The sequence below is a fragment of the Mycolicibacterium vulneris genome, from assembly GCF_002104765.1.
GTDB classification, from domain to species: domain Bacteria; phylum Actinomycetota; class Actinomycetes; order Mycobacteriales; family Mycobacteriaceae; genus Mycobacterium; species Mycobacterium vulneris.
Map to the genome: position 1 here is coordinate 38,678 of NZ_NCXM01000034.1, position 25,101 is coordinate 63,778.

General features: G+C 67.1%; 22 protein-coding genes and 2 tRNA genes. 8 read left to right on the forward strand and 16 right to left on the reverse strand.

Features of this window, described 5'->3' with window-relative positions:
- Nucleotides 1-18 precede the first annotated feature (18 nt).
- Entirely contained in the window at nt 19-966 is a 948-nt protein-coding gene (gene mutT1 / locus B8W69_RS25225; protein ID WP_085292435.1) for an 8-oxo-(d)GTP phosphatase MutT1, read from the forward strand.
- Nucleotides 967-1,144: 178 nt separating this feature from the next.
- Here mutT1 and B8W69_RS25230 read toward each other — a convergent pair whose 3' ends face one another.
- From B8W69_RS25230 to leuC, 3 genes are all read right to left on the reverse strand, one after another.
- On the reverse strand, nt 1,145-1,783 hold the full coding sequence (locus B8W69_RS25230) for an HU family DNA-binding protein (RefSeq protein WP_085292436.1): 639 nt from the start codon (nt 1,781-1,783) through the stop codon (nt 1,145-1,147).
- A gap of 210 nt (nt 1,784-1,993) precedes the next feature.
- Nucleotides 1,994-2,590 (reverse strand): 3-isopropylmalate dehydratase small subunit, encoded by a 597-nt coding sequence (gene leuD, locus B8W69_RS25235; protein WP_085292437.1) that lies wholly within the window; start codon nt 2,588-2,590, stop codon nt 1,994-1,996.
- Between the two features lie 27 nt (nt 2,591-2,617).
- Nucleotides 2,618-4,057, reverse strand: a complete 1,440-nt coding sequence (gene leuC, locus B8W69_RS25240; protein ID WP_085292438.1) for a 3-isopropylmalate dehydratase large subunit — start codon at nt 4,055-4,057, stop codon at nt 2,618-2,620.
- An 85-nt stretch (nt 4,058-4,142) separates the two neighbouring features.
- Between leuC and B8W69_RS25245 the strand changes: the two genes are divergently transcribed.
- Both B8W69_RS25245 and B8W69_RS25250 read left to right on the forward strand, forming a co-directional pair.
- Entirely contained in the window at nt 4,143-4,844 is a 702-nt protein-coding gene (locus B8W69_RS25245; RefSeq protein WP_085292439.1) for an IclR family transcriptional regulator, read from the forward strand.
- A 47-nt stretch (nt 4,845-4,891) separates the two neighbouring features.
- Complete coding sequence (locus tag B8W69_RS25250; protein WP_085292440.1) at nt 4,892-5,404, forward strand: pyridoxamine 5'-phosphate oxidase family protein; 513 nt, start codon at nt 4,892-4,894, stop codon at nt 5,402-5,404.
- Between the two features lie 12 nt (nt 5,405-5,416).
- Here the strand turns inward: B8W69_RS25250 and B8W69_RS25255 are convergent.
- From B8W69_RS25255 to B8W69_RS25270, 4 genes are all read right to left on the reverse strand, one after another.
- A tRNA-Glu gene (locus tag B8W69_RS25255) sits at nt 5,417-5,489 on the reverse strand.
- Nucleotides 5,490-5,573: 84 nt separating this feature from the next.
- Nucleotides 5,574-5,645 (reverse strand) — tRNA-Gln (locus B8W69_RS25260).
- A 150-nt stretch (nt 5,646-5,795) separates the two neighbouring features.
- Nucleotides 5,796-7,259, reverse strand: a complete 1,464-nt coding sequence (gltX, locus tag B8W69_RS25265; protein ID WP_085292441.1) for a glutamate--tRNA ligase — start codon at nt 7,257-7,259, stop codon at nt 5,796-5,798.
- A gap of 20 nt (nt 7,260-7,279) precedes the next feature.
- A complete protein-coding gene (locus tag B8W69_RS25270) occupies nt 7,280-8,086 on the reverse strand; it encodes a fumarylacetoacetate hydrolase family protein (RefSeq protein WP_064950747.1) in 807 nt (268 codons plus the stop codon).
- Nucleotides 8,087-8,396: 310 nt separating this feature from the next.
- Here B8W69_RS25270 and B8W69_RS25275 point away from each other — a divergent pair, with 310 nt between their 5' ends.
- The gene (locus B8W69_RS25275) at nt 8,397-9,701 is read left to right on the forward strand and encodes an MFS transporter (protein ID WP_110882056.1); all 1,305 of its coding nucleotides are present in this window, start codon (nt 8,397-8,399) and stop codon (nt 9,699-9,701) included.
- Here B8W69_RS25275 and B8W69_RS25280 read toward each other — a convergent pair.
- Complete coding sequence (locus B8W69_RS25280) at nt 9,601-10,611, reverse strand: 3-isopropylmalate dehydrogenase (protein WP_085292443.1); 1,011 nt, start codon at nt 10,609-10,611, stop codon at nt 9,601-9,603. The two genes, B8W69_RS25275 and B8W69_RS25280, sit on opposite strands and share 101 nt — an antisense overlap.
- A complete protein-coding gene (serA, locus tag B8W69_RS25285; protein ID WP_085292444.1) occupies nt 10,608-12,194 on the reverse strand; it encodes a phosphoglycerate dehydrogenase in 1,587 nt (528 codons plus the stop codon). Before serA ends, B8W69_RS25280 begins: the two co-directional genes overlap by 4 nt.
- 29 nt (nt 12,195-12,223) lie before the next feature.
- Here serA and B8W69_RS25290 point away from each other — a divergent pair, with 29 nt between their 5' ends.
- Nucleotides 12,224-13,666 carry a phytoene desaturase family protein gene (locus B8W69_RS25290; protein ID WP_085292445.1) on the forward strand — a complete coding sequence of 481 codons (1,443 nt, stop codon included), beginning with the start codon at nt 12,224-12,226 and terminating at the stop codon, nt 13,664-13,666.
- Nucleotides 13,663-14,274, forward strand: coding sequence for an NAD(P)H:quinone oxidoreductase (wrbA, locus tag B8W69_RS25295; RefSeq protein ID WP_085292446.1), 612 nt, complete (start codon nt 13,663-13,665; stop codon nt 14,272-14,274). The genes B8W69_RS25290 and wrbA overlap by 4 nt, the downstream gene beginning before the upstream one ends.
- A gap of 69 nt (nt 14,275-14,343) precedes the next feature.
- On the opposite strand, the gene ilvC is transcribed toward wrbA, so the two are convergent.
- From ilvC to B8W69_RS25310, 3 genes are all read right to left on the reverse strand, one after another.
- On the reverse strand, nt 14,344-15,345 hold the full coding sequence (gene ilvC / locus B8W69_RS25300) for a ketol-acid reductoisomerase (RefSeq protein ID WP_085292447.1): 1,002 nt from the start codon (nt 15,343-15,345) through the stop codon (nt 14,344-14,346).
- Between the two features lie 62 nt (nt 15,346-15,407).
- The gene (gene ilvN / locus B8W69_RS25305) at nt 15,408-15,908 is read right to left on the reverse strand and encodes an acetolactate synthase small subunit (protein WP_085292448.1); all 501 of its coding nucleotides are present in this window, start codon (nt 15,906-15,908) and stop codon (nt 15,408-15,410) included.
- Nucleotides 15,908-17,776: an acetolactate synthase large subunit gene (locus B8W69_RS25310; protein WP_085292449.1), complete on the reverse strand. Its 1,869-nt coding sequence runs from the start codon at nt 17,774-17,776 to the stop codon at nt 15,908-15,910. The genes ilvN and B8W69_RS25310 overlap by 1 nt, the downstream gene beginning before the upstream one ends.
- A 368-nt stretch (nt 17,777-18,144) precedes the next feature.
- Here B8W69_RS25310 and B8W69_RS25315 point away from each other — a divergent pair, with 368 nt between their 5' ends.
- Nucleotides 18,145-18,501 (forward strand): PH domain-containing protein, encoded by a 357-nt coding sequence (locus B8W69_RS25315; protein WP_085292450.1) that lies wholly within the window; start codon nt 18,145-18,147, stop codon nt 18,499-18,501.
- A gap of 9 nt (nt 18,502-18,510) precedes the next feature.
- On the opposite strand, the gene B8W69_RS25320 is transcribed toward B8W69_RS25315, so the two are convergent.
- On the reverse strand, nt 18,511-19,374 hold the full coding sequence (locus tag B8W69_RS25320) for a DoxX family protein (protein ID WP_085292451.1): 864 nt from the start codon (nt 19,372-19,374) through the stop codon (nt 18,511-18,513).
- A gap of 263 nt (nt 19,375-19,637) precedes the next feature.
- On the opposite strand from B8W69_RS25320, the gene B8W69_RS25325 reads away from it, so the two are divergent.
- On the forward strand, nt 19,638-20,768 hold the full coding sequence (locus B8W69_RS25325; protein ID WP_085292452.1) for a PQQ-dependent sugar dehydrogenase: 1,131 nt from the start codon (nt 19,638-19,640) through the stop codon (nt 20,766-20,768).
- A gap of 38 nt (nt 20,769-20,806) precedes the next feature.
- Here the strand turns inward: B8W69_RS25325 and gatB are convergent, their stop codons facing one another.
- From gatB to B8W69_RS25345, 3 genes are all read right to left on the reverse strand, one after another.
- Nucleotides 20,807-22,321: an Asp-tRNA(Asn)/Glu-tRNA(Gln) amidotransferase subunit GatB gene (gene gatB, locus B8W69_RS25330; protein WP_085292453.1), complete on the reverse strand. Its 1,515-nt coding sequence runs from the start codon at nt 22,319-22,321 to the stop codon at nt 20,807-20,809.
- Between the two features lie 275 nt (nt 22,322-22,596).
- Nucleotides 22,597-23,616 carry a MinD/ParA family ATP-binding protein gene (locus tag B8W69_RS25340; RefSeq protein ID WP_245843364.1) on the reverse strand — a complete coding sequence of 340 codons (1,020 nt, stop codon included), beginning with the start codon at nt 23,614-23,616 and terminating at the stop codon, nt 22,597-22,599.
- Nucleotides 23,617-23,909: 293 nt separating this feature from the next.
- The gene (locus B8W69_RS25345) at nt 23,910-24,941 is read right to left on the reverse strand and encodes an ATP-dependent 6-phosphofructokinase (RefSeq protein WP_065027280.1); all 1,032 of its coding nucleotides are present in this window, start codon (nt 24,939-24,941) and stop codon (nt 23,910-23,912) included.
- Nucleotides 24,942-25,101: the final 160 nt, after the last annotated feature.

Below are 25,101 nucleotides of genomic sequence, written 5' to 3' on the forward strand. Positions count from 1 at the left end.
TGATCTGCAGGAGTTGAGGTGCCGACCCAGAACTCGTCCACCGCTCGGCGCTCCGGAAGCCGAATCGTCCATGCCGCCGGCGCGGTGCTGTGGCGACCGGGCAATGCTGCCGCGGACGACCACCACGTCGAGATCGCCGTCATTCACCGTCCCCGGTATGACGACTGGTCACTGCCCAAAGGCAAGGTGGACCCCGGCGAGACGGCCCCGGTGGCCGCCGTGCGCGAGGTGCGCGAGGAGACGGGGCAGCACGCAGTCCTCGGCAGGCGGCTCGACTTGGTGAGCTATCCAATCGACCAGGGCGTCAAAAAGGTTTACTACTGGGCGGCCCGCGCCATCGGCGGCGAATTCGTGCCGAACCACGAGGTGGACCGGTTGCTCTGGCTCCCGCTCGCCGAGGCAATGCAGAGGCTCGATTACTCGCAAGACCGAAAAGTGTTGCGCCACTTCAATAGAAAACCCGCCGCCACGAAAACCTTGTTGGTGGTGCGGCACGCCACGGCTGGACGCAAATCGCGTTTCTCCGGCAATGATGCCATGCGGCCGCTGGACAAGCGCGGCCGCGCACAGGCCGAGGCGCTGGTGCCGCAGCTCCTCGCCTTCGGTGCGTCACAGGTGTACGCGGCCGACCGCGTCCGCTGTCACCAGACCGTGGAACCGCTTGCCGCCGAATTGGGCGTACCCATACACAACGAGCCCGCCCTCACCGAAGAGGCCTATCTCAAGAATGCGAAACGCGGGCGCCACCGAATGCTGGAAATCGCCGAGCAACAAGGCACACCGGTTGTCTGCACCCAGGGCAAGGTGATTCCGGACTTGATCGCGTGGTGGTGTGAACGCGATGGCGTGCGGCCCGACAAGTCGCGCAACCACAAGGGCAGCACCTGGGTGCTGTCTCTGTTCGACGGTCGATTGGTGGCCGCCGACCACATCGGTGGTGCACTGGCCGCCAACGTCCGGGCCTAGCGTGATGGCGGCGGCCCGCTGCACCCGGCTCCGCCGCGCTTGCGACCGCCGCTAACACGATGGCGGCGGCCCGCTGCACCCGGCTCCGCCGCGCTTGCGACCGCCGCTAAGCGCACGAATACCCTTCGGGGGCACCGTTGCCGCCCGAAGGGTATTCGTGTCTAGAACTTGACTCCGCTTACTTGCGACCGCGACGCGCGGTCGTCTTCTTGGCGGGAGCCTTGCGGGCCGGAGCCTTGCTCGCAGCCTTCTTGGCCGGAGCCTTGGTCACGGCCTTCTTGGCCGGAGCCTTCTTGACCGCAGCCTTCTTGGCCGGAGCCTTGGTCGCCGCCTTGCGCACCGGAGCCTTGGTCGCGGCCTTCTTGGCCGGGGCCTTGGTCGCGGCCTTGCGAGCCGGAGCCTTCTTGGCCGCCGCCTTCTTGGCGGGAGCCTTCTTGGCCGCAGCCTTCTTGGCGGGAGCCTTCTTCGCGGCTGTCTTCTTAGCCGCACCACCCGCTACCACACCGCGCTTGACGGCTGGGCCTTCCGACGGGAGGCGCTGTGCGCCAGACACAACCGCTTTGAACTGAGCACCGGGGCGGAACGCCGGGACGGACGTCGGCTTCACCTTCACGGTCTCACCGGTCCGCGGGTTGCGGGCCACCCGCGCTGCGCGACGCCGCTGTTCGAACACACCGAAGCCGGTGATAGTGACGCTGTCGCCCTTGTGTACCGCACGCACAATGGTGTCGACAACATTCTCGACCGCAGCGGTCGCCTGTCGACGGTCCGTGTTCAATTTAGTTGTGAGCACATCAATGAGCTCTGCCTTATTCATCAATCCCTCCGACGCTAGTGGTCCTCGATTTGAACCGACTAGTGGACACGGTAAACCCTCACCCAGCAAATTTCCAAGAGCCACGCGCAATTTCAGGGCAAGGCGCCCGCCGATTTCGCAATCTGGTTGCCGCCCTTGACCGGTGGGGGCGGTGAAAATCGGCTCGGTTTAGTTAGCCGATCAAGCAGAAAATCGGCGTCGACCGACTACTCAAGAGGTGGGCAGAGTACGCGGTTTCCACTCCGGATACGCCGCTTCGAATGACTCGATTTTATCGAGTTTCCGCAGCGTAAGGGCTATATCGTCAAGGCCTTCGAGTAGTCGCCATGCGGTGTGGTCGTCAATCGTGAACGGCAGCACCGTCGTTCCCGCGGTGATATTTCGATCTTGAAGATTGACAGTGATTTCCAAGCCCGGGCTCTGCTCGATGAGCTTCCAGAGCAGCTCCACACCGTCCTGAGAAACTTCGGCCGCCAGCAGCCCCGCCTTGCCGGCGTTGCCACGGAAAATGTCACCGAATCGAGACGAGATGACCGCCCGGAACCCGTAGTCCATCAGTGCCCACACCGCATGCTCACGCGACGACCCCGTCCCGAAATCGGGACCGGCGACTAGCACTGACCCCCGGTCAAAGGGGCTGAGGTTGAGCACGAATGACGGATCCGACCGCCAGCTGGCGAACAAGCCGTCCTCGAAACCGGTTCGGGTGACACGCTTCAAATACACCGCCGGAATGATCTGATCCGTGTCGACATTGGAGCGCCGCAGCGGCACACCGATACCGGTGTGGGTGTGAAATGCTTCCATGCTCATCCCTTCAACAGTCGAAATACGTCAGCTCAAATCGGCTGGAGCAGACAATGTGCCGCGAACGGCTGTCGCCGCGGCAACGGCCGGAGACACCAAATGCGTGCGGCCGCCTTTACCCTGGCGTCCTTCGAAGTTGCGGTTGGACGTCGCGGCGCACCGCTGCCCCGGCGCGAGCTGGTCGGGATTCATCCCCAGACACATTGAGCAGCCCGCTTGGCGCCATTCGGCGCCGGCGGACGTGAAAACCTCACCCAGCCCTTCGGCTTCGGCCTGCGCGCGCACCCGCATCGAGCCCGGCACCACCAGCATCCGCACCCCGGGCGCGACCTTGCGGCCACGCAGCACGTCGGCGACCACGCGCAGATCTTCGATACGACCGTTGGTACAAGAGCCCACGAACACCGTGTCAACGGCGACGTCACGCATCGGCGTGCCCGGTCGAAGGTCCATATATGCCAACGCTTTCTCAGCCGCCTGGCGCTGCGCGTCGTCCGTCATCAGCTCGGGATCCGGCACCGCATCGGCCAGCGGAACGCCCTGGCCGGGGTTGGTGCCCCACGTCACAAACGGGCTCAGCGACGCGGCGTCGAGGTAGACCTCGGTGTCGAATTCGGCCCCTGGGTCGGTGTGCAGCTGCTGCCAATAGCTCATCGCCGCATCCCATTGCGTCCCCTGCGGGGCGTGCGGGCGGCCGCGCAGGAACTCGAACGTGGTTTCGTCCGGAGCCACCATTCCCGCCCGGGCACCGGCCTCGATGCTCATATTGCAGACCGTCATCCGGCCTTCCATCGACAGCGATTGGATGGCGCTGCCGCGATATTCGATGACGTGGCCCTGCCCGCCGCCCGTACCGATCTTGGCGATCAGCGCGAGAATGATGTCCTTGGCCGTCACGCCGGCGGGCAGCTGCCCATCGACATTGACCGCCATCGTCTTGAACGGCCGCAGCGGCAACGTCTGGGTGGCCAACACGTGCTCGACCTCCGAGGTGCCAATTCCCATGGCCAGCGCGCCGAATGCGCCGTGCGTCGACGTGTGACTATCCCCACAGACGACCGTCATTCCGGGCTGAGTGAGGCCTAGCTGCGGGCCGACGACGTGCACGATGCCCTGCTCGACGTCGCCCATTGGATATAGCCCCACACCGAATTCGGCACAATTTCGCCGCAATGTCTCGACCTGGGTTCGCGACACCGGGTCGGCAATCGGCTTGTCGATATCGGTGGTCGGAACGTTGTGATCCTCAGTGGCCAGCGTCAAATCGGGGCGGCGCACCGGCCGGCCGGCCAGGCGCAGGCCGTCGAAAGCCTGCGGGCTGGTGACCTCGTGCACCAGATGCAGATCGATGTAGATCAGGTCCGGCTCGCTGGCACCACCGGATACCACAACGTGGTCATCCCAAACTTTTTCGGCCAGAGTGCGCGGTTTGGTGGCGGCCCCCGCCACCCCTTGGTCGATTCCCATATCGAACTCGCCTCAATTCGCCTCGTTAGCGGCTCGCCGACCATTCGGGCTGTGATCTCAGAATACGAGACGCTAGTATCTTCTTGTGAGACAGCATAGCGGTATCGGCGTCCTGGACAAAGCCGTGGGTATCCTCCACACGATCTCCCAATCACCCTGTGGGTTAGCCGAACTGTGTGAGCGGACCTCCTTGCCCCGCGCGACGGCCTACCGGCTGGCCGCCGCCCTCGAAGTGCATCGCCTAATGGCGCGCGACGACGAAGGACGCTGGCTACTGGGCCCGGCCGTCACCGAACTCGCGGCCCACGTCAACGATCCGCTGCTGGCCGCCAGCAGCGCGGTGCTGCCGCTGTTGCGCGAAACCACCGGTGAGAGCGTGCAGCTGTACCGCCGCGAGGGCACCGACCGCGTCTGCGTGGCCGCCCTGGAACCCGCTGCGGGCCTTCGCGATACGGTCCCGATCGGGGCCCGATTGCCGATGACGGCCGGGTCGGGCGCCAAAGTGCTACTGGCCCATAGCGACGCGGCCACCCAGAAAACCGTCCTCGCGACGGCGAAATTCACCGAACGAACCCTGGCCGAAGTGCGGCGGCGGGGCTGGGCCCAAAGCGTGGCCGAACGCGAGCCGGGCGTGGCGAGTGTGTCGGCGCCGGTGCGCGATGGCCGTGGTGCCGTCGTCGCGGCCATCTCGGTGTCGGGTCCCATCGACCGGATCGGCCGGCGCCCCGGGGCGCGCTGGGCCGCCGACCTCCTGTCCGCCGCCGAGGCACTCACCCGCCGCCTCTGAGCCACCGGCCCACACCGGATCGCAGCTGGCCTGACAGACTGACCGGCATGGGAACCAATCAGCGCGCGAGCATCGTCATGTCCGAAGACGAGATCGCCGATTTCGTCGTGAAAAGCCGCACCGGCACGCTGGCCACCATCGGCACCGACGGCCAGCCACACCTGACCGCCATGTGGTACGCCGTCGTCGACGGCGAGATCTGGCTGGAGACCAAGGCCAAGTCGCAGAAGGCAATCAACCTCAAGCGCGATCCGCGGGTGAGCTTTCTGATCGAGGACGGCAACACGTACGACACACTGCGCGGGGTGTCCTTCGAGGGCGTGGCCGAGATCGTCGACGATCCCGACGTCTCACACCGCGTGGGCGTCAGCGTGTGGGAGCGCTACACCGGTCCCTACAGCGACGACATGAAGCCGTTCGTCGAGCAGATGATGAACAAGCGGGTCTGCGTTCGCATCGTGGCCCGTCGGGCTCGTTCGTGGGATCACCGCAAACTCGGCCTACCGGCCATGCCGGTGGGTGGATCGACAGCACCGGCGGTCCTGGGGACCGGCCAGTAGCTGCGATATTTGTAGCCCCGATGGGATTCGAACCCACGCTACCGCCGTGAGAGGGCGGCGTCCTAGGCCGCTAGACGACGGGGCCAGAAACGATCCGAGCAGTCAGCATAGCTCACCCCGCTAAGCCCACCTAATCGCTTGAGGGTCGGAGGGTTTAGCGAGAGTTTTGCTGGGGTACCAGGACTCGAACCTAGAATGGCTGAACCAGAATCAGCTGTGTTGCCAATTACACCATACCCCATTGGCTGCCTAAAACCGCTGGTCAGCGTCGATTGCGGGCTTTCATAAGCACTTTGGAGTCCGCCGCCGCCAGCCGTTGTCGGCCTTTCCTAAACCGCAGTGCAGACTACCAAAGTCTCGGCGGACACTTCGCACGCGTGGTCCCGGTCGCTCAAGCGGGGTCCCGCCCGGCCATCTCGCGCGCGGCCCGCAGTCTCCCCATGCTTCGGTCGCGGCCCAACAGCTCCAGCGACTCGAACAGCGGCGGGCTGATCGTCGTCCCGGTGGCCCCCACCCTGATCGGGCCGAACGCCTTGCGCGGTTTGAGGCCCAGGCCGTCGATGAGCGCGGCTTTGAGCGCGGCCTCGATCTGCGGCGCCGTCCACTCCGTCACGGCATCCAGCGCGGGCAGCGCCGCATCCAGCACTGCGGCGCCGTCGACTCCCAGCTCCTTGGCGGCGGCCCTGGGGTCGAGCGCGTATTCGTCGTCGTTGAGGAACTTCAGCAGGTCCCACGCGTCGCCGAGCACCACGATCCGGGTCTGCACCAGGTCGGCGGCAGTGGCGAAGCCGGCGTCGTCCAAGTCGAGGCGATGGCCGTGGACGTTGAGATAGTCGCGCAGCCTGGCGGTGAAGTCGTCGAGCGCCAGCATCCGGATGTGCTCGGCGTTGAGCGCATCGGCCTTCTTCTGGTCGAAGCGGGCGGGATTGGAGTTGACGTTGACCACATCGAACGCGGCCACCATCTCGTCGAGACTGAACACGTCGTGGTCGTCGGCGATGGCCCAGCCGAGCAACGCGAGATAGTTGAGCAGACCTTCGGGGATGAAGCCGCGGTCGCGATGGGCGAACAGGTTCGACTGCGGGTCGCGCTTGGAGAGTTTTTTGGTTCCCTCCCCCAATACCGTTGGCAGGTGCGCGAACTGCGGGGTCCGCTCGGCCACGCCGATGCGGATCAGCGCCTGATACAGCGCCAGCTGACGCGGGGTCGACGGCAGCAGGTCCTCGCCGCGCAGCACGTGGGTGATCTTCATCAGCGCGTCGTCACACGGGTTCACTAAGGTGTACAACGGATCTCCGTTGGCGCGGGTCAGGGCGAAATCCGGCACCGACCCTGCGGCGAAGCTGGTGGTGCCGCGAACCAGGTCGTCCCACGCGAGGTCTTCGTCGGGCATGCGCAGCCGCACCACGGGTTTGCGGCCCTCGGCCAGGAACGCGGCGCGCTGGGAATCGGTCAGCTGACGGTCGAAATTGTCGTAGCCCAGCTTGGGATTACGGCCCGCGGCAACATGGCGCGCCTCGACCTCCTCCGGCGTCGAGAAGGCGTAGTACGCCTCGCCCGCTTCGAGCAGCCGGTTCACCACGTCGTGATAGATCTCACTGCGCTGCGACTGGCGGTACGGGCCATAGGGTCCGCCCACCTCGGGCCCCTCGTCCCAATCCAGGCCGAGCCAGCGCAGCGCGTCCAGCAGCGCCAGATAGCTTTCCTCGCTGTCGCGCTGCGCATCGGTGTCCTCGATGCGAAACACGAAGGTGCCCTCGGTGTGTCGGGCGTACGCCCAATTGAACAGCGCCGTGCGGACCATTCCGACGTGCGGGGTTCCGGTGGGCGAGGGACAGAATCGGACCCGGACCATGGGTGCTTGTGCTGGTGCAGTCACGATTTTCCTTTACGGACCACGGGATTGGTGAGGGTGCCGATGCCCTCGATGGTGATGGAGACGGTGTCGCCGTCCTCGATGGGCCCGACGCCCGCCGGCGTGCCGGTGAGGATGATGTCGCCGGGCAGCAGGGTCATCACGGCCGAAATCCACTCGACGATCGAACCGATGTCGTGGATCAGCAGCGAGGTACGGCTGTGCTGCTTCACGTCGCCGTTGACCTCGGTGCGCAATTCCAGATCGCCGGGGTCCAGCGGTTTGAGGTCGGTGACGATCCACGGCCCCACCGGGCAGAAGGTGTCATGCCCCTTGGCCCTGGTCCACTGTCCATCGGATTTTTGTTGATCGCGCGCCGAGACGTCGTTGCCGATGGTGTAGCCGAGGATGTTCTCCGCCGCCTGGGCTGCCGAGACGTCCTTGCAGGGCCGGCCGATGACCACCCCCAGCTCGCCCTCGAAGTGCACCGGTGATGCGTTGGCCGGCAACCGAATCGGCACATTCGGCCCGATGATCGCGGTGTTGGGCTTGAGGAAGATCACCGGATCCACCGGGGCGGGGCCGGTCATGTCCTTCATCTCGGCGATGTGATCGGCGTAGTTCTTCCCGACACACACCACCTTGCTGGCCAGTATCGGGGCGAGCAGCCGTACGTCGGCCAGCGGCCATGAACGGCCGGTGAAGTTCGGCGTGCCGAATGGATGTTCGGCGATCTCGCGCGCGATCATCTCGGCTGGGTCGTTGAGGTCACCTTCGATACTGACGAAGGCGACACCGTCCGGGCTGGCGATTCGACCAAGGCGCATTTGGTTGAGCCTAGTCTGGCGACGATTCGGGCCGTGACGGCCTGAGGAGCGCTGACCATTCGAACCAGTGACGGTCGCGAGCGCGGCGTAGCCGGGCGTGGCGGGCCGGCACCATCCGAGCAAGTGACGGTCGCGAGCGCGGCGTAGCCGGGCGTGGCGGGCCGGCACCATCCGAGCCAGTGACGGTCGCGAGCGCGGCGTAGCCGGGCGTGGCGGGCCGGCACCATCCGGCGCGAAATTGGGGGTGCCAATGACGGGCGACGGCACAGGTCCTGCCCGTAAATTTCCCGCCGGTATGCAAGCATGGGGAATGCAGTCCGACCAGGCCGCGACGCCCGAAATCGGCGCGGGCGCCCGCTGGTCGATCATGATCGTTTCGCTGCTGGCAACGGCAAGTTCGTTCCTCTTCATCAACGGCGTCGCGTTCCTCATCCCGTCGCTGCAAGGCGCGCGCGGAATCCGGCTCGACGAGGCCGGTCTGCTCGCCTCGATGCCCAGCTGGGGCATGGTGGTGACGCTGGTGCTCTGGGGATACGTGCTCGACCGGGTCGGCGAGCGGGTGGTGATGGCGACGGGCTCGGCGCTCACCGCCATAGCCGCGTACGCGGCGGCGTCGGCGCATTCGATGGTGATGATCGCCGTATACCTCTTCCTCGGCGGTATGGCCGCCGCCAGCTGCAACACGGCCGGCGGGCGGCTGGTGTCCGCCTGGTTCCCACCACACCAGCGCGGGCTGGCCATGGGCATCCGCCAAACCGCGCAGCCGCTGGGAATCGCCTTGGGCGCGATGATAATTCCCGAGCTCGCCGAACACGGGCCGCAGGCCGGGCTCCGGTTCACCGCGCTGGCGTGCGTGTTCGGAGCGGTAGTGAGCGTCGTCGGAATCGTCGACCCGCCGCGCAAACCCCGCGCCAGTGCCAGCGATCAGGAACTTGCCAGCCCGTATCGAGGGTCGTTGACGCTATGGCGAATTCACGCGGTGGCAGGCCTGATGATGATGCCGCAAACGGTCACGGTGACGTTCATGCTGGTGTGGCTGATCAAGAACCTGCACTGGTCGGTCGCGGCCGCCGGCGGATTGGTCACCCTGTCGCAGCTGCTCGGTGCGCTCGGACGCGTGGCCGTGGGCCGCTGGTCCGATCGGCTCGGCTCGCGCATGCGGCCGGTGCGCTACATCGCGGCCGCCGCCGTGCTGATCCTGCTGCTGCTGGCGTGGGCCGACTACGTGAACTCGCGGTGGCAGGCGGGGCTGATGGTCGCCATCTCGGTGATCGCGGTCCTCGACAACGGGTTAGAGGCCACGGCCATCACCGAATTCGCCGGCCCCTACTGGAGCGGACGCGCCCTGGGCATCCAGAACACCACCCAGCGGATCATGGCCGCCGCCGGCCCCCCGCTGTTCGGTGCGTTGATCTCGGCCGCGAAATACCCCCCCGCGTGGATGTTGTGCGCGTTGTTCCCGCTGGCGGCGGTGCCGCTGGTGCCGACGCGGTTGGTGCCGCCCGGCCTGGAAACTAGAGCCCGGCAGCAATCCGTTCGCCGACTTCGGTGGTGGCGCGCCGTTCGTCCCCACGCGTTGCGAGATACTGCTCGACGGCCCGGTCCACCCGCGTAGCGGCGGCGTCCTCACCGAGATGGGCGAGCAGCAGTGCCACCGACATGATGGCGGCCGTCGGATCGGCGATGCCCTGGCCCGCGATGTCCGGCGCACTGCCGTGCACGGGCTCGAACATCGAGGGATTGGTCCGGGTGCCGTCGATATTTCCACTGGCCGCCAAGCCAATTCCGCCGCACACCGCCGCCGACAGGTCGGTGATGATGTCGCCGAACAAGTTGTCGGTGACGATCACGTCGAAGCGGCCCGGGTCGGTGACCATGAAGATGGTCGCGGCGTCGATGTGTTGATACGCCACCTCGACGTCGGGATAGTCGCGTCCGACCTCGGCCACGATGCGCGACCACAGCCTGCCGGCGAAGGTCAGCACGTTGGTTTTGTGCACCAGCGTCAAGTGCTTTCGGCGCCGCTGGGCCCGCTCGAACGCGTCGGCCACCACCCGGCGCACACCGAAAGCCGTATTCTGGCTTACCTCGGTGGCGACTTCGTTGGGCGTTCCGACGCGGATGGCGCCGCCGGTGCCGGTGTAGGGCCCTTCGGTTCCCTCGCGCACCACCACGAAGTCGATGTCGGGGTTGCCGGCCAGCGGGCTGTTCACTCCCGGATACAGCCGGCCCGGCCGCAGGTTGATGTGATGGTCCAGCTCGAAACGCAGGCGCAGCAACAACCCTCGCTCCAGCACGCCGCTGGGCACCGACGGGTCACCGATCGCCCCGAGCAGAATGGCGTCATGCGCGCGCAGCTCGTCGACGACCGAGTCCGGCAGTAGCTCACCGGTGGCGTGGTAGCGCCGCGCACCCAGGTCGTAGCTCGTCTTGTCCACCCCGGGCAGCACCACGTCCAAAACTTTGATGGCCTCGGATATGACTTCGGGCCCGATGCCGTCGCCTTCGATCACCGCGAGCTTCACGACAGATCAACCACCTCAAGCTTATTGGCGCCGACGGCTGCGCCGATTTCGGCCCGCACATCACCCGGCACGTCGCGGTCCAGGCGCAGCAGGATCGTCGCACCCGGGCCCTCGGCGTCCTCGGAGAGTTGTGCGGCTTCGATGTTCACTCCGGCCGAACCCAGCAGGGTGCCGATCTTGCCCAGCGCGCCGGGCGCATCGACATAGTTGATCACCAGGTTGGTGCCCCGGGCGCGCAGATCGAAGTTGCGCCCGTTGATCTGCACGATCTTCTCCACCAGCTGCGGCCCCGACAGCGTGCCGGCGACGTTGACGGCGGTGCCGTCGTGCGCAACCGCGCGTACATCGACCACGCTGCGGTGGTTCGGGCTTTCCGACGCGGTGCCGATTTCGGCGGTGATGCCGCGTTCTTCGGCCAGCGCCGGGGCGTTGACGAACGTCACCGGCCCCTCGACGACAGCCGAGAACAACCCGCGCAGCGCCGAAAGTTTAAGCACCTCAACATCTTCGGAGGCAAGTTCGCCGCGCACCTGCACCGACAAGGACACCGGCGGGCCGTCGGACAGCGTGGCGGCCAGCACCCCGAGCTTGCGCACCAGGTCCAGCCAGGGCGCTACCTCCTCGTTGACCACCCCGCCGCCGACGTTGACCGCGTCGGGAACGAATTCCCCGGCCAGAGCGAGCTTCACGCTTGCCGCGACGTCGGTGCCGGCCCGGTCCTGCGCCTCTTCGGTCGATGCGCCCAGATGGGGTGTGACCACCACCTGCGGCAGCTCGAACAGCGGGCTGTCGGTGCACGGCTCCTTGGAGAAGACGTCCAGGCCGGCCGCGCGCACGTGGCCGCTGCGCACCGCGTCGGCCAGCGCGGCCTCGTCCACCAGGCCACCGCGGGCGGCGTTCACGATGATGACGCCCGGCTTGGTCTTGGCCAGCGCGTCCTTGTCGATCAGGCCCGCGGTTTCGGGCGTCTTCGGTAGGTGCACGGAGATGAAGTCGGCGCGGCTCAACAGTTCGTCCAGCGTCAGCAGTTCGATGCCCAGCTGCGCGGCGCGCGCCGGCGACACGTAGGGGTCGTAGGCGATCAGGTGGGTGCCGAAGGCGCTGAGCCGCTGGGCAACCAGCTGCCCGATCCGGCCCAGGCCCACCACGCCGGCCGTCTTGCCGAAGATCTCGGTGCCCGAGAAGGACGACCGCTTCCAGGCGTGCTCGCGCAGCGTGGCATCGGCGGCCGGAACCTGGCGGGCCGCGGACAGCAGCAGCGCCAGCGCGTGTTCGGCGGCGCTGTGGATGTTCGACGTCGGCGCGTTGACCACCAGCACACCGCGCTCGGTGGCCGCGTTTACGTCGACGTTGTCCAGGCCTACCCCGGCGCGGGCGACGATCTTCAGCTTGGGCGCAGCCGCCAGCACCTCGGCGTCGACCGTGGTGGCCGAACGCACCAGCAGCGCATCGGCCTCCGGTACGGCCGCCAGCAGCTTCTCCCGATCGGGGCCGTCTACCCAGCGCACCTCGACCTGGTCGCCCAGGGCGGCGACGGTGGATTCGGCGAGCTTGTCGGCAATGAGTACAACAGGCAGATTCACCCGGCCAGCCTATCGGCTGTAATTGACGCGTGGACGTCACCATCGTCGGCAGCGGACCCAACGGGTTGACGGCTGCCGCAATCTGCGCCCGGGCCGGCCTGAAAGTGCAGGTCGTCGAAGCTCAGCCGACCTTTGGCGGGGGTGCGCGGACCGCACCCGACCCAGATTCTGCGGGAGTCTTGCACGACATCTGCTCGGCCGTGCACCCGTTGGCGCTGGCGTCGCCGTTCTTCAAAGAATTCGACCTGCCCGCCCGCGGCGTCCAGCTGGCGGTGCCCGCGATCTCGTACGCCAACCCGCTGCCGGGGCGCCCCGCGGTCATCGCCTACCGCGACCTGGACCGCACCTGCGCCGAACTCGAGCACGGCGCGTCCTTCAAACGCCTGCTCGGCCCGCTGGTCGAGCGTTCCGACGACGTGGTGGCCCTGCTGCTGGGCGACAAAAGGTCGGTGCCGAACTCGCTGCCGTCGGCGCTGCGGCTGGGTCTGCGGATGCTGACCCAAGGCACCCCGGCGTGGGGGACGCTGGCCGGCGAGGACGCCCGCGCGCTATTCACCGGCGTTGCCGCGCATATCATTTCGCGAATGCCGTCGCTGACCGCGGCCGGTGCCGGGATGATGCTGGCCACCCTCGCGCACTCGGTCGGATGGCCGATTCCGGTGGGCGGCAGCCAGGCGATCACCGACGCCCTCATCGCCGACCTGCGCGCGCATGGGGGCGAGCTCACGGCGGGCACCGAGGTGACGTCGCCGCCGGGCGGGGTCGCCGCCTTCGACACCGCGCCGACCGCGCTGCTGCGCATCTACGGCGAAGCCCTGCCCGCTCGCTACGCTAAGGCGTTGCGGCGCTATGCCTTTGGTCCCGGGGTTGCCAAGGTCGACTTCGTGCTCAACGACGAGATTCCGTGGTCGGACCCCCGGCTGCGGCAGGCCCCGACCCTGCATCTCGGCGGCACCCGGGCGCAGATGGCTCGCGCCGAGGCCGACATCGCCGCGGGCCGTCACGCGCAGTGGCCCATGGTGCTGGCCGCGTCGCCGCACGTGGTCGACCCCGGCCGCATCGATGCCGCCGGTCGCCGGCCCTTCTGGACCTACGCCCACGTGCCGGCGGGGTCCACCGTCGACGCGACCGAAGCGGTGACCGCGGTAGTCCAGCGGTTCGCCCCCGGCTTCCGCGACGTCGTGGTGGCGGCGCGCGCGGTGCCGGCCGCCCGGTTGTGCGACCACAACGCCAACTACGTCGGCGGCGACATCGGGATGGGTGGCAACTCCGCCTGGCGGGCGATCGCCGGCCCGACGCCGCGGTTAAACCCTTGGCGCACACCCATTCCCAAGGTGTACCTGTGCTCCGCGGCCACGCCGCCGGGCGGCGGTGTGCACGGCATGGCCGGCTACTACGCGGCACGCACGTTATTGCGCCGGGAATTCGGGATCGACACGATCCCGGATCTGCGGCCTACGATGACGCCGTGACGAAGCTTGCGATCATCTACTACTCGGCCACCGGCCATGGCACTACGATGGCGCAGCGCGTGGCCGCCGCGGCCGAGTCGGCGGGGGCCGAAGTCCGCCTGAGGCACGTCGCCGAAACACAGGATCCCGAATCATTCGCCCACAACCCGGCCTGGACGGCGAACTATGAGGCCACCAAAGACCTTCCGACGGCCAGCGGCGACGACATCGTCTGGGCCGATGCGGTGATCTTCGGTTCGCCGACCCGGTTCGGTTCTCCGGCAGCGCAATTGCGCGCGTTCCTCGACTCGCTGGGCGGGCTGTGGGCGCAGGGCAAGCTCGCGGACAAGGTGTACGCGGGCTTCACGTCGTCCAACACCGTGCACGGCGGCCAGGAGACCACCCTGCTCTCGCTCTACATCACGCTGATGCACTTCGGCGGCATCATCGTGCCGCCGGGATACACGGACCCGTGCAAGTTCGTCGACGGCAATCCCTATGGGGCGAGCCTGGTCACCACCCACGACAACATCAAGGAATTCGACGAACCGACCGGCACCGCGCTCGAGCATCTGGCCCGCCGGGTGGTCGCCGTCGCCGACCGGCTGGGTTCTGCGCCGCGACACTGAAACTACGCACACGACACGCCGCAACGGGTGTGCGTAGTTTCAGTGTCGACGAAGCTCGGCGCGAAAACGCTAGGCCGTTTCGGTGATCGGCCGGTCGACCCAGCTCATCAGGTCGCGCAGCTTCTTGCCGGTGACCTCGATGGGGTGTTCGGCGTTCTCCTTGCGCAGCTGCTCGAGTTGCTTGTTGCCGCCCTCGACGTTGGCGACCAGCTTCTTGGTGAACTCGCCGCTCTGGATGTCGCGCAGGATCTCTCGCATCCGCTCCTTGGTGCCGGCGTCGATGACGCGCGGACCCGAGAGGTAGCCGCCGAATTCCGCGGTGTCGGACACCGAGTAGTTCATCCGCGCGATCCCGCCCTCGTACATCAGGTCGACGATCAGCTTGAGCTCGTGCAGCACCTCGAAGTAGGCCATCTCCGGCGGGTAGCCCGCCTCGACCATCACGTCGAAACCGGTCTTCACCAATTCCTCTGTGCCACCGCACAACACGGCCTGCTCACCGAACAGGTCGGTCTCGGTCTCGTCCTTGAAGGTGGTCTTGATGACACCGGCGCGGGTGCCGCCGATGGCCTTGGCATAGGACAGGGCCAGCGCCTCGCCGTCGCCGTTCGGGTCCTGGTCGACGGCGATCAGCGCGGGCACTCCCTTGCCGTCGACGAACTGCCGGCGCACCAGGTGCCCCGGGCCCTTCGGTGCCACCATGGCGATGGTGACGTTGGCCGGCGGCTTGATCAGGTCGAAGTGGATGTTGAGGCCGTGGCCGAAGAACAACGCGTCCCCATCCTTGAGGTTGGGTTCGATGTCGTTCTTGAAGATGTCGGCCTGCGCGGTGTCGGGCGCCAGCAGCATGATGACGTCGGCCCACTTGGCGACCTCGGCGGGGGTGTCGACGTCAAGGCCCTGCTCTTGCACCTTGGCCCGCGACTTCGAACCCTCCTTGAGGCCCACCTTCACCTGCACGCCCGAGTCGCGCAGGCTCAGCGAGTGCGCGTGTCCCTGGCTGCCGTATCCGATGACACCGACCTTTCGACCCTGGATGATCGTCAGGTCCGCATCGTCGTCGTAGAACATCGGCAATGTCTCCCCAGACGGGTTAGCCACTTCACTATCTCCTTCTTGTTTCAGCTGAAAACTTATTTGGCCGTGCCGATTCCGCGCGAACCGCGAGCCAGCGACACCACTCCGGATTGGACGATTTCGCGGATCCCGAAGGGCTCCAGGACCCGCAGCAGCGCCTCGATCTTGCCGCGGTCACCCGTCGCCTCGATCGTCAGCGCCTCCGGCGACACGTCGATCACCTTGGCGCGGAACAGGTTCACCGCTTCGATCACCTGACTGCGGATGCCGGCGTCGGCGCGCACCTTGATCAACGCCAATTCCCGGGACACCGAGTTGTCGTCGTCGAGCTCGACGATCTTGATGACGTTGATCAGCTTGTTGAGCTGCTTGGTGATCTGCTCGAGCGGGGTCTCCTCGGCGGACACCACGATGGTCATCCGCGACATGTCCTTCTGCTCGGTGGCACCGACGGCCAGCGATTCGATGTTGAACCCGCGCCGCGAGAACAGCGCCGCCACCCGGGCGAGCACGCCGGGTTTGTCCTCGACCAACACCGACAGGGTATGCATGTGCATCAGGCGTGCCCTTCGCTCTCATCGTCGAACAGCGGGCGGATTCCGCGGGCCGCCTGAATCTCGTCATTGCTGGTGCCGGCGGCCACCATCGGCCACACCTGCGCGTCGGCCCCGACGATGAAGTCGATCACCACCGGGCGATCGTTGATCGCCCGCGCCTGGTTGATCACGTCTTCGACGTCTTCCTCACGCTCGCAACGCAATCCGACGCAACCCAATGCCTCCGCCAGCTTCACGAAGTCCGGGATGCGGTGCGAGTGAGTGGCCAGATCGGTCTGCGAGTACCGCTCTTGGTAGAACAGCGTCTGCCATTGGCGCACCATGCCCAGGTTGCCGTTGTTGATCAGCGCCACCTTGATCGGCACGCCCTCGATCGCGCAGGTGGCCAGCTCCTGGTTGGTCATCTGGAAGCAGCCGTCGCCGTCGATCGCCCACACCTCGGCGTCCGGGCGCGCCATCTTGGCGCCCATGGCCGCCGGGATGGCGAACCCCATGGTGCCCAGCCCGCCGGAGTTGAGCCAGGTGCGCGGCTTCTCGTACGAGATGAATTGGGCCGCCCACATCTGGTGCTGGCCGACGCCGGCGACGTACAGGGCGTCCGGACCGGCGATCTGGCCCAGCTTCTCGATGACGTACTCCGGGCCGAGGCTGCCGTCGCTCTGCGGGTCGTAGCTCAGCGGGTAAGTGGACTGAACCTGGTTCAGGTAGGCCCACCACTCGGTCATGTTGAGCTTCCCGGGAATCCCGTCCTGGCGCAGCAGCTCGAGCAGCTCGATGATGACGGCTTTCACGTCGCCGACGATCGGCACGTCCGCATGCCGGTTCTTGCCGATCTCGGCCGGGTCGATGTCGGCGTGGATGACCTTGGCCTCGGGGGCGAAGGTGTCCAGCTGCCCGGTCACCCGGTCATCGAAGCGGGTTCCCAGGGCGATCAGCAGGTCGCTGCGTTGCAGGGCCGCCACCGCGGCGACGGTGCCGTGCATGCCGGGCATGCCCATGTGCTGCTTATGGCTGTCCGGGAACGCGCCGCGCGCCATCAGCGTGGTCACCACGGGGATGCCGGTGAGCTCGGCCAGCTCGTACAGCTGCTCGGTCGCTTCACCGCGAATGACCCCGCCACCCACGTAGAGCACCGGCTTGCGGGCGGCCGCGATCAGCTTGGCGGCCTCACGGATCTGCCGGCTGTGCGGCTTGGTGTTCGGCTTGTAGCCGGGCAGATCAATCCGCGGCGGCCAGCTGAACGTGCACTGGCCCTGCAGCACGTCCTTGGGGATGTCGACGAGCACCGCCCCGGGGCGGCCCGAGGAGGCGATGTGGAACGCCTCGGCGAGCACCTGCGGGATCTCGTTGCCCGAGCGGACCAGGAAGTTGTGCTTGGTGATCGGCATCGTGATGCCCGAGATGTCGGCTTCCTGGAACGCATCGGTGCCGATCAGCGAGCGCCCGACCTGGCCGGTGACGGCGACGACCGGTATCGAGTCCATCTGGGCGTCGGCCAGCGGGGTCACCAGGTTGGTGGCGCCGGGCCCCGACGTCGCCATGCAGACGCCGACCTTGCCGGTGGCGTGCGCGTAGCCGCTGGCGGCGTGGCCGGCGCCTTGCTCGTGGCGGACCAGTACGTGGCGCAGCTTCTTCGAGTCGAACAGCGGGTCATAGACGGGCAGCACCGCGCCGCCGGGGATGCCGAAGATGACCTCTACGCCGAGTTCCTCCAGCGAGCGGATCACCGACTGTGCGCCGGTAAGTTGCTCGGGCCCAATACGTTTCGGTTTGCCGGCCGCAGACTTCGCGGCGGGCTTGGCCGCGTCCGTGGCGATGTCGGCAGCGTCCGGTGCCGCGGAGGCGTGCTGCCTGATGGGAGCGCTCACTGTCGTTCAGTCCTTATTCATTCCGGGAGTCTCGCTGGGGGCAACAAAAAACCCCCGACAGCTCATCTGCTGCACGAGGGTTGCGCGTTGGTGCTGGATTGCTTCACATGCACAAGAGCAAGTCAGCCACCAACGCGCTGACTAATTACTACGAGCATCCCGGGCTTTCCGGCGGTATCCATAGCGTCCGACGGTAGCCTTCGCACAGCTCAGCAGTCAAATCCGTGATCTTCGGCGCCCCGGTCACCAGCGCGGTTGGCGACGGCGTCGCCGGGCGGGCGCTCGCCGGACCGAGCCCGGGTGCCGGGTGAAATGATGGTGGGGTGGCTACCGGTTCGTCCCCCCAAACACCCTCCGCAGCGCCAGTCGTGATCAAGGTGTCGCCGATAGCGCATCTTGCCGTCGGGTTCCTGATCTTGGGGTTGCTGATTCCGGTGATGCTGTGGCCGCCGTCGTTCCCGCTGCTGATCCTTCCGGTGCTGCTGTCGGCGATGATCGTCCGGCTCCGCACCGTCGCCGACGACCAGGGCGTGACCGTTCGGACGCTTTTCGGCAGCCGGCGGGTGCGCTGGGACGACATCGACGGGCTGCGTTTCCACCGCGGTTCGTGGGGACGCGCACACCTCAAGAGCGGTGGCGACCTGCGGTTACCTGCGGTCACGTTCTCCACGCTGCCCGAGCTGACCGAGGCCAGCGCGGGGCGGGTTCCCAACCCCTACCAGTGAGAAGGCCGGTCAGCCGATCGGGTTCACGCCGTTGAGGACAACCCACACCCCGACACCGGCCGCGATGCCCGCCAGCAGTGCGACGAACGACCCGATGAAGGGCCGATGCGCCCAACGGCGGCGCGCGTCCAGGCCGTAGCGGCCGGGCCCGCACAGCACGACCGCGGCGGCCATGACGATCAGGGTGATTTGGTATTCGTGGCCCTCGGGCAGGAAGAACGAGAAGATGCGGGTGTGGGGCCGCGCCGAGACGCTGGCCAACAGGCCGTTGATCAGAAACGCCAGCGCACCGGCCGCGGCCACCGGCGTGAACAGGCCCAGGATCAGCAGCACGCCCGCGACGGCCTCGCCGCCGGCGCTCACGTAGGCGAGGATGTCGGCGTGCTGGTAGCCGACGTCGGACAGTGAGTTCTTGAACCCCGTCACGCCCGAGCCGCCCCACCAGCCGAACAATTTCTGCAGCCCGTGGGCGCCGAGCACGACGCCCAGCCCGACGCGGAGCAGCAGCAAACCGAGATGCTGCGTTCCGCGCCGGCCGACGTCGTGCAACCGGTCGTGGTGTTCATCGTCGTCGTCGATGTCGGTGGACTCGACGGCGCTGTGCCGGGCCGCCGAATGCGGCTGGGCGTAAGGCAAGGGCTCCTGCTGTTCCAGCAGGTTGTAGCCACCGGCCCCGGAGCCGACGACCGCGCGGGCGCCGCCGTAGGGGATGACGGTGGTGGTTCCGGTCGACGGGTTGAAGTCGCCGGGGTAGCCGACTGGCGTCAGATCATCTTCGGGATCGACCAGCCGCGCCGAGGCGGGGCGTCCCGGGGTCGGCTCCGGCGATTCGCCAGGCCGTTGCCAATGTGCGTCATTCGGTTGACTGGTCACGGGTGTCAGGGTAAGGGCATTCGGTCCTGAATTGGGGATTTGAGCGGCGCTTTCGCCTGGCAATCGGTGGTTTGCCCGTCAAATCGGCCCGGATTGGCCCCAAATCGCCTCCCGAACCCGTCTGGGGCCCGGCCCGCGCGAGACCTCCCGTTCGCCGGACGTCGTGCCGGGCACGGGCGAAAAAGGGGTCGTGGTCGGGTTTTCGGCGGCGGCCAAGGGACGTGTGTGGCGGTGCCGCTCGCAGTGTCCGTAGCCTGACGGTCATGCGACTAGGGCGATCGGGGCGGTCGGTTCGGCGCGGCTTCGCCGTGCTGTGCGCCCTCGTGCTGGTAACGAGCGGGTGCGCGCGCTTCAACGACGCCCAATCGCAACCGTTCACCACCGCCCCCGAACTGAAGCCGCAGCCCAGTTCGACGCCTCCCCCGCCGCCGCCGCTGCCGCCCACGCCGTTTCCCAAGGCCTGCCCCGCTCCCGGGGTGATGCAGGGCTGCCTGGAGAGCACCAGTGGCCTGATCATGGGCCCCGACAGCAAAACCGCGCTCGTCGCCGAACGCACCACCGGCGCGGTCAAGGAGATCTCCGTCAGCGCCGAGCCCAAGGTGAAGACGGTGATCCCGGTGGACCCGTCCGGGGATGGCGGCCTGATGGACATCGTCATGTCGCCCACCTACACGCAGGACCGCCTGATGTACGCCTACATCAGCACGCCGACCGACAACCGGGTCATCCGCGTGGCCGACGGCGATATCCCCAAGGACATCTTGACCGGAATCCCCAAGGGCGCCACCGGGAACACCGGAGCGTTGATCTTCACCAGCCCCACCACGCTGGTCGTGATGACCGGCGACGCGGGCAATCCGGCGCTGGCCGCCGACCCCAAATCGCTGGCCGGCAAGGTGCTGCGGATCGAGCAGCCGACCACCGTGGGTCAGGCGCCGCCGACGACGGCGCTGTCCGGGGTGGGTGCCGGCGGCGGCCTGTGCACCGACCCGGTGGACGGCTCACTGTATGTCGCCGACCGCACCCCGACGGCAGATCGGTTGCAGCGCATCACCAAAACGTCGGATGTGTCCACGGTGTGGACCTGGCCGGACAAGCCGGGCGTGGCCGGATGCGCGGCGATGGACGGGACCGTGCTGGTCAACCTGATCAACACCAAGCTGACGGTGGCGGTCCGGCTGGCGCCGGCCACCGGCGCGGTCACCGGTGAGCCCGACGTCGTCCGCAAGGACACCCACGCGCACGCGTGGGCGTTGCGCATGTCGCCGGATGGAAACGTCTGGGGCGCAACGGTTAACAAGACGGCCGGGGATGCCGAGAAGCTGGACGACGTGGTGTTTCCGCTGTTCCCGCAGGGTGGCGGATTCCCGCGTAACAGCGACGACAAGAGCTGACGGGTTCGCCGTCGTGATGACGGTCGATTAACCCGGGGCTAGCCCTGGCCGCAGGCGGCCAACACCAGTTCGCGCACCCGGGCAGCGTCGGCCTGGCCTCGGGTGGCCTTCATCACCGCGCCGACGATCGCGCCGGCCGCGGCCACCTTGCCGCTGCGAATCTTTTCTGCCACATCGGGGTTGGCGGCCAGCGCCTCGTCGACGGCGGCCTGCGTCACCGAGTCGTCGCGCACCAGCGCCAAATTGCGGGCGGTCATTACCTGTTCGGGCTCGCCCTCGCCGGCCAGCACACCCTCGACGACCTGGCGGGCCAGCTTGGTGGATAGCTTGCCCTCGTCGACCAGCGCCACCACCGCGGCGACCTGGGCGGGCGTGATGGCCAGCTCGTCCAGCGTCACGTTGGCCTCGTTGGCCTTCTGCATCAGGAAGTTTCCCCACCAGGCCCGAGCCTGCTCGCTGGACGCGCCGTGCTCGATGGTCGCGGTGACCAGTTCGATCGCGCCGGCGTTGACCAGGTCACGCATCACCTCATCCGAGATGCCCCACTCGTCCTGAATGCGCTTGCGGCTCAACCACGGCAGCTCGGGGATGGTCTGACGCAGGCGCTCGACCAGCTCGCGACTGGGCGCGACCGGCTCCAGGTCCGGCTCGGGGAAATACCGGTAGTCCTCGGCCGTCTCTTTGGTGCGGCCCGGACTCGTGTAGCCGCCGGCCTCGTGAAAGTGCCTAGTCTCCTGGACGATTCGACCGCCTGACACCAAGACCGCGGCCTGGCGTTGCATTTCGTAACGCACCGCGATCTCAACGCTTTTCAGCGAGTTGACGTTCTTGGTCTCGGTCCGGGTGCCGAACTCGGTCGTACCGGTCGGCTTGAGCGACACGTTGGAATCACACCGCATCGAGCCCTGGTCCATCCGGACGTCGGATACGTCCAGCGCGCGCAACAGGTCTCGTAACGCCGTCACGTAGGCGCGGGCGATCTGCGGCGCCCGGGCCCCGGCGCCCTCGATGGGCTTGGTGACGATTTCGATCAATGGCACGCCGGCACGGTTGTAGTCGATCAACGATGTGGTCGCGCCGTGGATGCGGCCGGTATCGCTGCCGATGTGGGTGAGCTTGCCGGTGTCCTCCTCCATGTGCGCACGCTCGATCTCGACCCGCCAGGTGGTGCCGTCCTCCAGCGGTGCCTCGAGGTAGCCGTTGATGGCGATCGGCTCGTCGTACTGCGAAATCTGGTAGTTCTTCGGCTGGTCCGGGTAGAAGTAGTTCTTTCGGGCGAAGCGGCACCAGGGCACGATCTCGCAGTTCAGTGCCAAACCGATGCGAATGGCCGACTCGACCGCGTTCTGGTTGAGAACCGGCAGCGAGCCGGGCAGGCCGAGGCACACCGGGCAGACCTGGGTGTTGGGTTCGGCGCCGAATGCAGTGGTGCAGCCGCAGAACATCTTGGTGACGGTGGACAGTTCGACGTGCACCTCGAGGCCGAGTACCGGATCGAATCGCGCGATGACGTCGTCGTAGTCCATTAGATCGGCGCTGGCGGCAACACTCATGCGCTCGATCCTAGTGGTGATCGCGAGCGCGGCGGAGCCGGGCGAAGCGAGTCACCACCGATCAAACCTAGTGGTGATCGCGAGCGCGGCGGAGCCGGGCGAAGCGAGTCACCACCGATCAAACCTAGTGGTGATCGCGAGCGCGGCGGAGCCGGGCGAAGCGAGTCACCACCGATCAAACCTAGTGGTGATCGCGAGCGCGGCGGAGCCGGGCGAAGCGAGTCACCACCGATCAAACCTAGTGGTGATCGCGAGCGCGGCGGAGCCGGTGTATATCAGCCGGTGCGCGGTGATCGCGCCACCGGGAATTGGTCGCGCTGCCCTCCCCGGCCCGGGAACATGTCGGCCAGCACGGCCGCCATCTCCAGATAACTGCGCCTGCTCTCCTTGCTCAGCCGGTCCAGCGCGATTTTTCGCCCATCGTGCACGTGCCGGTCGAACGGCAGCACCACCGTGGCGCCGACGCGGGCGGACAACCGGTCGAGTTCGGTGACGGCCACGCCGTCGACCTTGGCCGGCTCGACGTGGTTGACAGCCAGCACGGTCCACTGCATCAAGGATTGATACCCGTTGTGGCACAACCACTCCAGCGTCGTCCGCGTTTTGCGTACGGCGTCGATGGCGGGGCTGGTGACCACCACCAGGGCGCGCGATTCCGGTAGAACGGCGTCCATCACACCGGAATTGAGCGTTTTGACGCAGTCGACCAACACCAACGAGTACTGGTTTCGCAGCATCGAGAAGGCCCGCAGCATGTCGTGGCGCTCCAGACGCCAGTCCGAGTCCGGCAACCCGAGCACTTCCAGCCCGAAGCCGTTCATATACGTCAGCGCGCGGATGTCCTCATACTGCGCCGCCGGGTTGCCGTGCAGCAGGTCGGCCATACTGTGCGGGTTGCGCCGGCCGTGGCGCTCCGCCAAGTCTCCGGCGTCGATATCGAGAGCAAGCACCCGGTCGCGGCGCACGGCGGCGAACGTCGACCCCAGTGCCTCCACCACCGTCGTCTTGCCGACCCCACCCTTGAGGTTGAGCACGGCGATCGGAAAGGCACCACCAACGACCGCGCGGATGCGCTGCCGCAGCTCGTTCTCGTAGGCCGTGTTTTTGCCCGGGCCGATCTCGATCCCGGTGACGCGATGGAGCAACTGTCGCCAGTTAAACCCCGCGGGGTCCGTGTTCTGCGCGTCGAAGCGGTCCAGCGCCGTCGCGCCCAGCATCGGCTCGGGTCGAGGAGGGGGTGGCACCCGCGGGGGTGGCGGCGGCGCGGCCGGCGGAGGTTGCGGCGGGCCGGCCACCGGCTGATTCGGACCGTGCGACCGCGGCACGGTGGTGGCTGCCGGGTCGCCGCTCGCGCGCCGCGCACGCGGCCCCGGCATCTGATTCGGCGGGCCCGGTGGTCTCGCCGCTACAGCGGATTGCTGAACGAATCCGCGAATCGCACCGCGGTTGCTCATACTCCCGGTATAACCCCGAAGGACCGGTCCGGAAACCACCAAAGTGTCGCAATTGCGAACCACCTGGATCATTAGCGGCCGAATTCAAGCCGCGGTTCACTCAGATCCACCTGTTGTTTGCCCGGCGACGCGGCCTAACCGAAGAATGCGGCGGCGTCGTCGTAGCGGCTTTCCGGCACCAGCTTGAGCTGACGCACCGCGTCCGCCAGCGGCACCCGGCCGATATCCTGCCCGCGCAGCGACACCATCTGGCCGTATTCGCCGGCATGCGCGGCGTCGGCCGCGTTCACGCCGAACCGGGTGGCCAGCACCCGGTCGTAGGCCGTCGGGGTGCCGCCTCGCTGGACGTGGCCCAGCACGGTCACCCGGACGTCCTTATTGATCCGCTTCTCCACCTCGGCGCCAAGCTGGGCCGCGACCCCGGTGAACTTCTCGTGGCCGAACTCGTCAATCCCGCCTTCTCGCAACGCAATCGATCCGGGAATAGGCTTGGCGCCCTCGGCGACCACGCAGATGAAGTGCGAATCTCCGCGCTGGAAGCGCCTTTTGACGAGCCGACAGACCTCTTCGACGTCGAAGGGCTGCTCGGGGATCAGGGTCATGTGCGCGCCGGAAGCCAGGCCCGCGTTCAACGCGATCCAGCCGGCGTGGCGGCCCATCACCTCGACCAGCATCACCCGCTGGTGCGATTCGGCGGTGCTGTGCAGCCGGTCGATGGCGTCGGTGGCGACGGTCAATGCGGTGTCGTGGCCGAAAGTCACGTCGGTGCAATCGATGTCGTTGTCGATGGTCTTCGGCACACCGACCACGGGGACGTTCTCCTCCGAGAGCCAGTGCGCGGCCGTCAGTGTGCCTTCCCCGCCGATGGGGATCAGCACGTCGATCCCGTTGTCGTCCAGGGTCTGCTTGATCTGGTTCAGGCCGGCGCGCAGCTTTTCGGGGTGCACGCGGGCGGTGCCCAGCATGGTTCCGCCCTTGGCCAGCAGACGGTCGTTGCGGTCGTCGTTCTGCAGCTGGACGCGCCGGTTCTCCAGCAGTCCGCGCCAACCGTCCTGGAATCCGACCACCGACGAGCCGTACCGGGAGTCGCATGTTCGCACCACTGCCCGGATGACCGCGTTGAGCCCGGGGCAGTCGCCGCCTCCGGTAAGCACTCCGATCCGCATCCCCTCATCTTGCCTGGGGCGGCGGCTCCATGGCGCGAGCAAGCGCAAAATCGCCCGGGAACCCGGGCGTGGGCTGTCCTAGATGTACTGCCCAGGCAGGTTGGTTGAGTAAGTGTGACGACACGCTGTAGCGGTCGTTGATGGGTGAAGGTCTCCTGTC

What these genes read in the sequence shown, in the direction of transcription:
- B8W69_RS25250 (WP_085292440.1), top strand. Translation starts at nt 4,892, where the DNA reads ATGGGAACCAATCAGCGCGCGAGCATCGTCATGTCCGAAGACGAGATC.
- gatB (WP_085292453.1), bottom strand. Translation starts at nt 22,321, where the DNA reads ATGAGTGTTGCCGCCAGCGCCGATCTAATGGACTACGACGACGTCATC.
- B8W69_RS25230 (WP_085292436.1), bottom strand. Translation starts at nt 1,783, where the DNA reads ATGAATAAGGCAGAGCTCATTGATGTGCTCACAACTAAATTGAACACG.
- B8W69_RS25325 (WP_085292452.1), top strand. Translation starts at nt 19,638, where the DNA reads ATGCGACTAGGGCGATCGGGGCGGTCGGTTCGGCGCGGCTTCGCCGTG.
- ilvC (WP_085292447.1), bottom strand. Translation starts at nt 15,345, where the DNA reads ATGTTCTACGACGACGATGCGGACCTGACGATCATCCAGGGTCGAAAG.
- ilvN (WP_085292448.1), bottom strand. Translation starts at nt 15,908, where the DNA reads ATGCACATGCATACCCTGTCGGTGTTGGTCGAGGACAAACCCGGCGTG.
- leuC (WP_085292438.1), bottom strand. Translation starts at nt 4,057, where the DNA reads ATGGGAATCGACCAAGGGGTGGCGGGGGCCGCCACCAAACCGCGCACT.
- B8W69_RS25270 (WP_064950747.1), bottom strand. Translation starts at nt 8,086, where the DNA reads ATGCGCCTTGGTCGAATCGCCAGCCCGGACGGTGTCGCCTTCGTCAGT.
- B8W69_RS25275 (WP_110882056.1), top strand. Translation starts at nt 8,397, where the DNA reads ATGCAGTCCGACCAGGCCGCGACGCCCGAAATCGGCGCGGGCGCCCGC.
- leuD (WP_085292437.1), bottom strand. Translation starts at nt 2,590, where the DNA reads ATGGAAGCATTTCACACCCACACCGGTATCGGTGTGCCGCTGCGGCGC.
- B8W69_RS25345 (WP_065027280.1), bottom strand. Translation starts at nt 24,941, where the DNA reads ATGCGGATCGGAGTGCTTACCGGAGGCGGCGACTGCCCCGGGCTCAAC.
- gltX (WP_085292441.1), bottom strand. Translation starts at nt 7,259, where the DNA reads ATGGTCCGGGTCCGATTCTGTCCCTCGCCCACCGGAACCCCGCACGTC.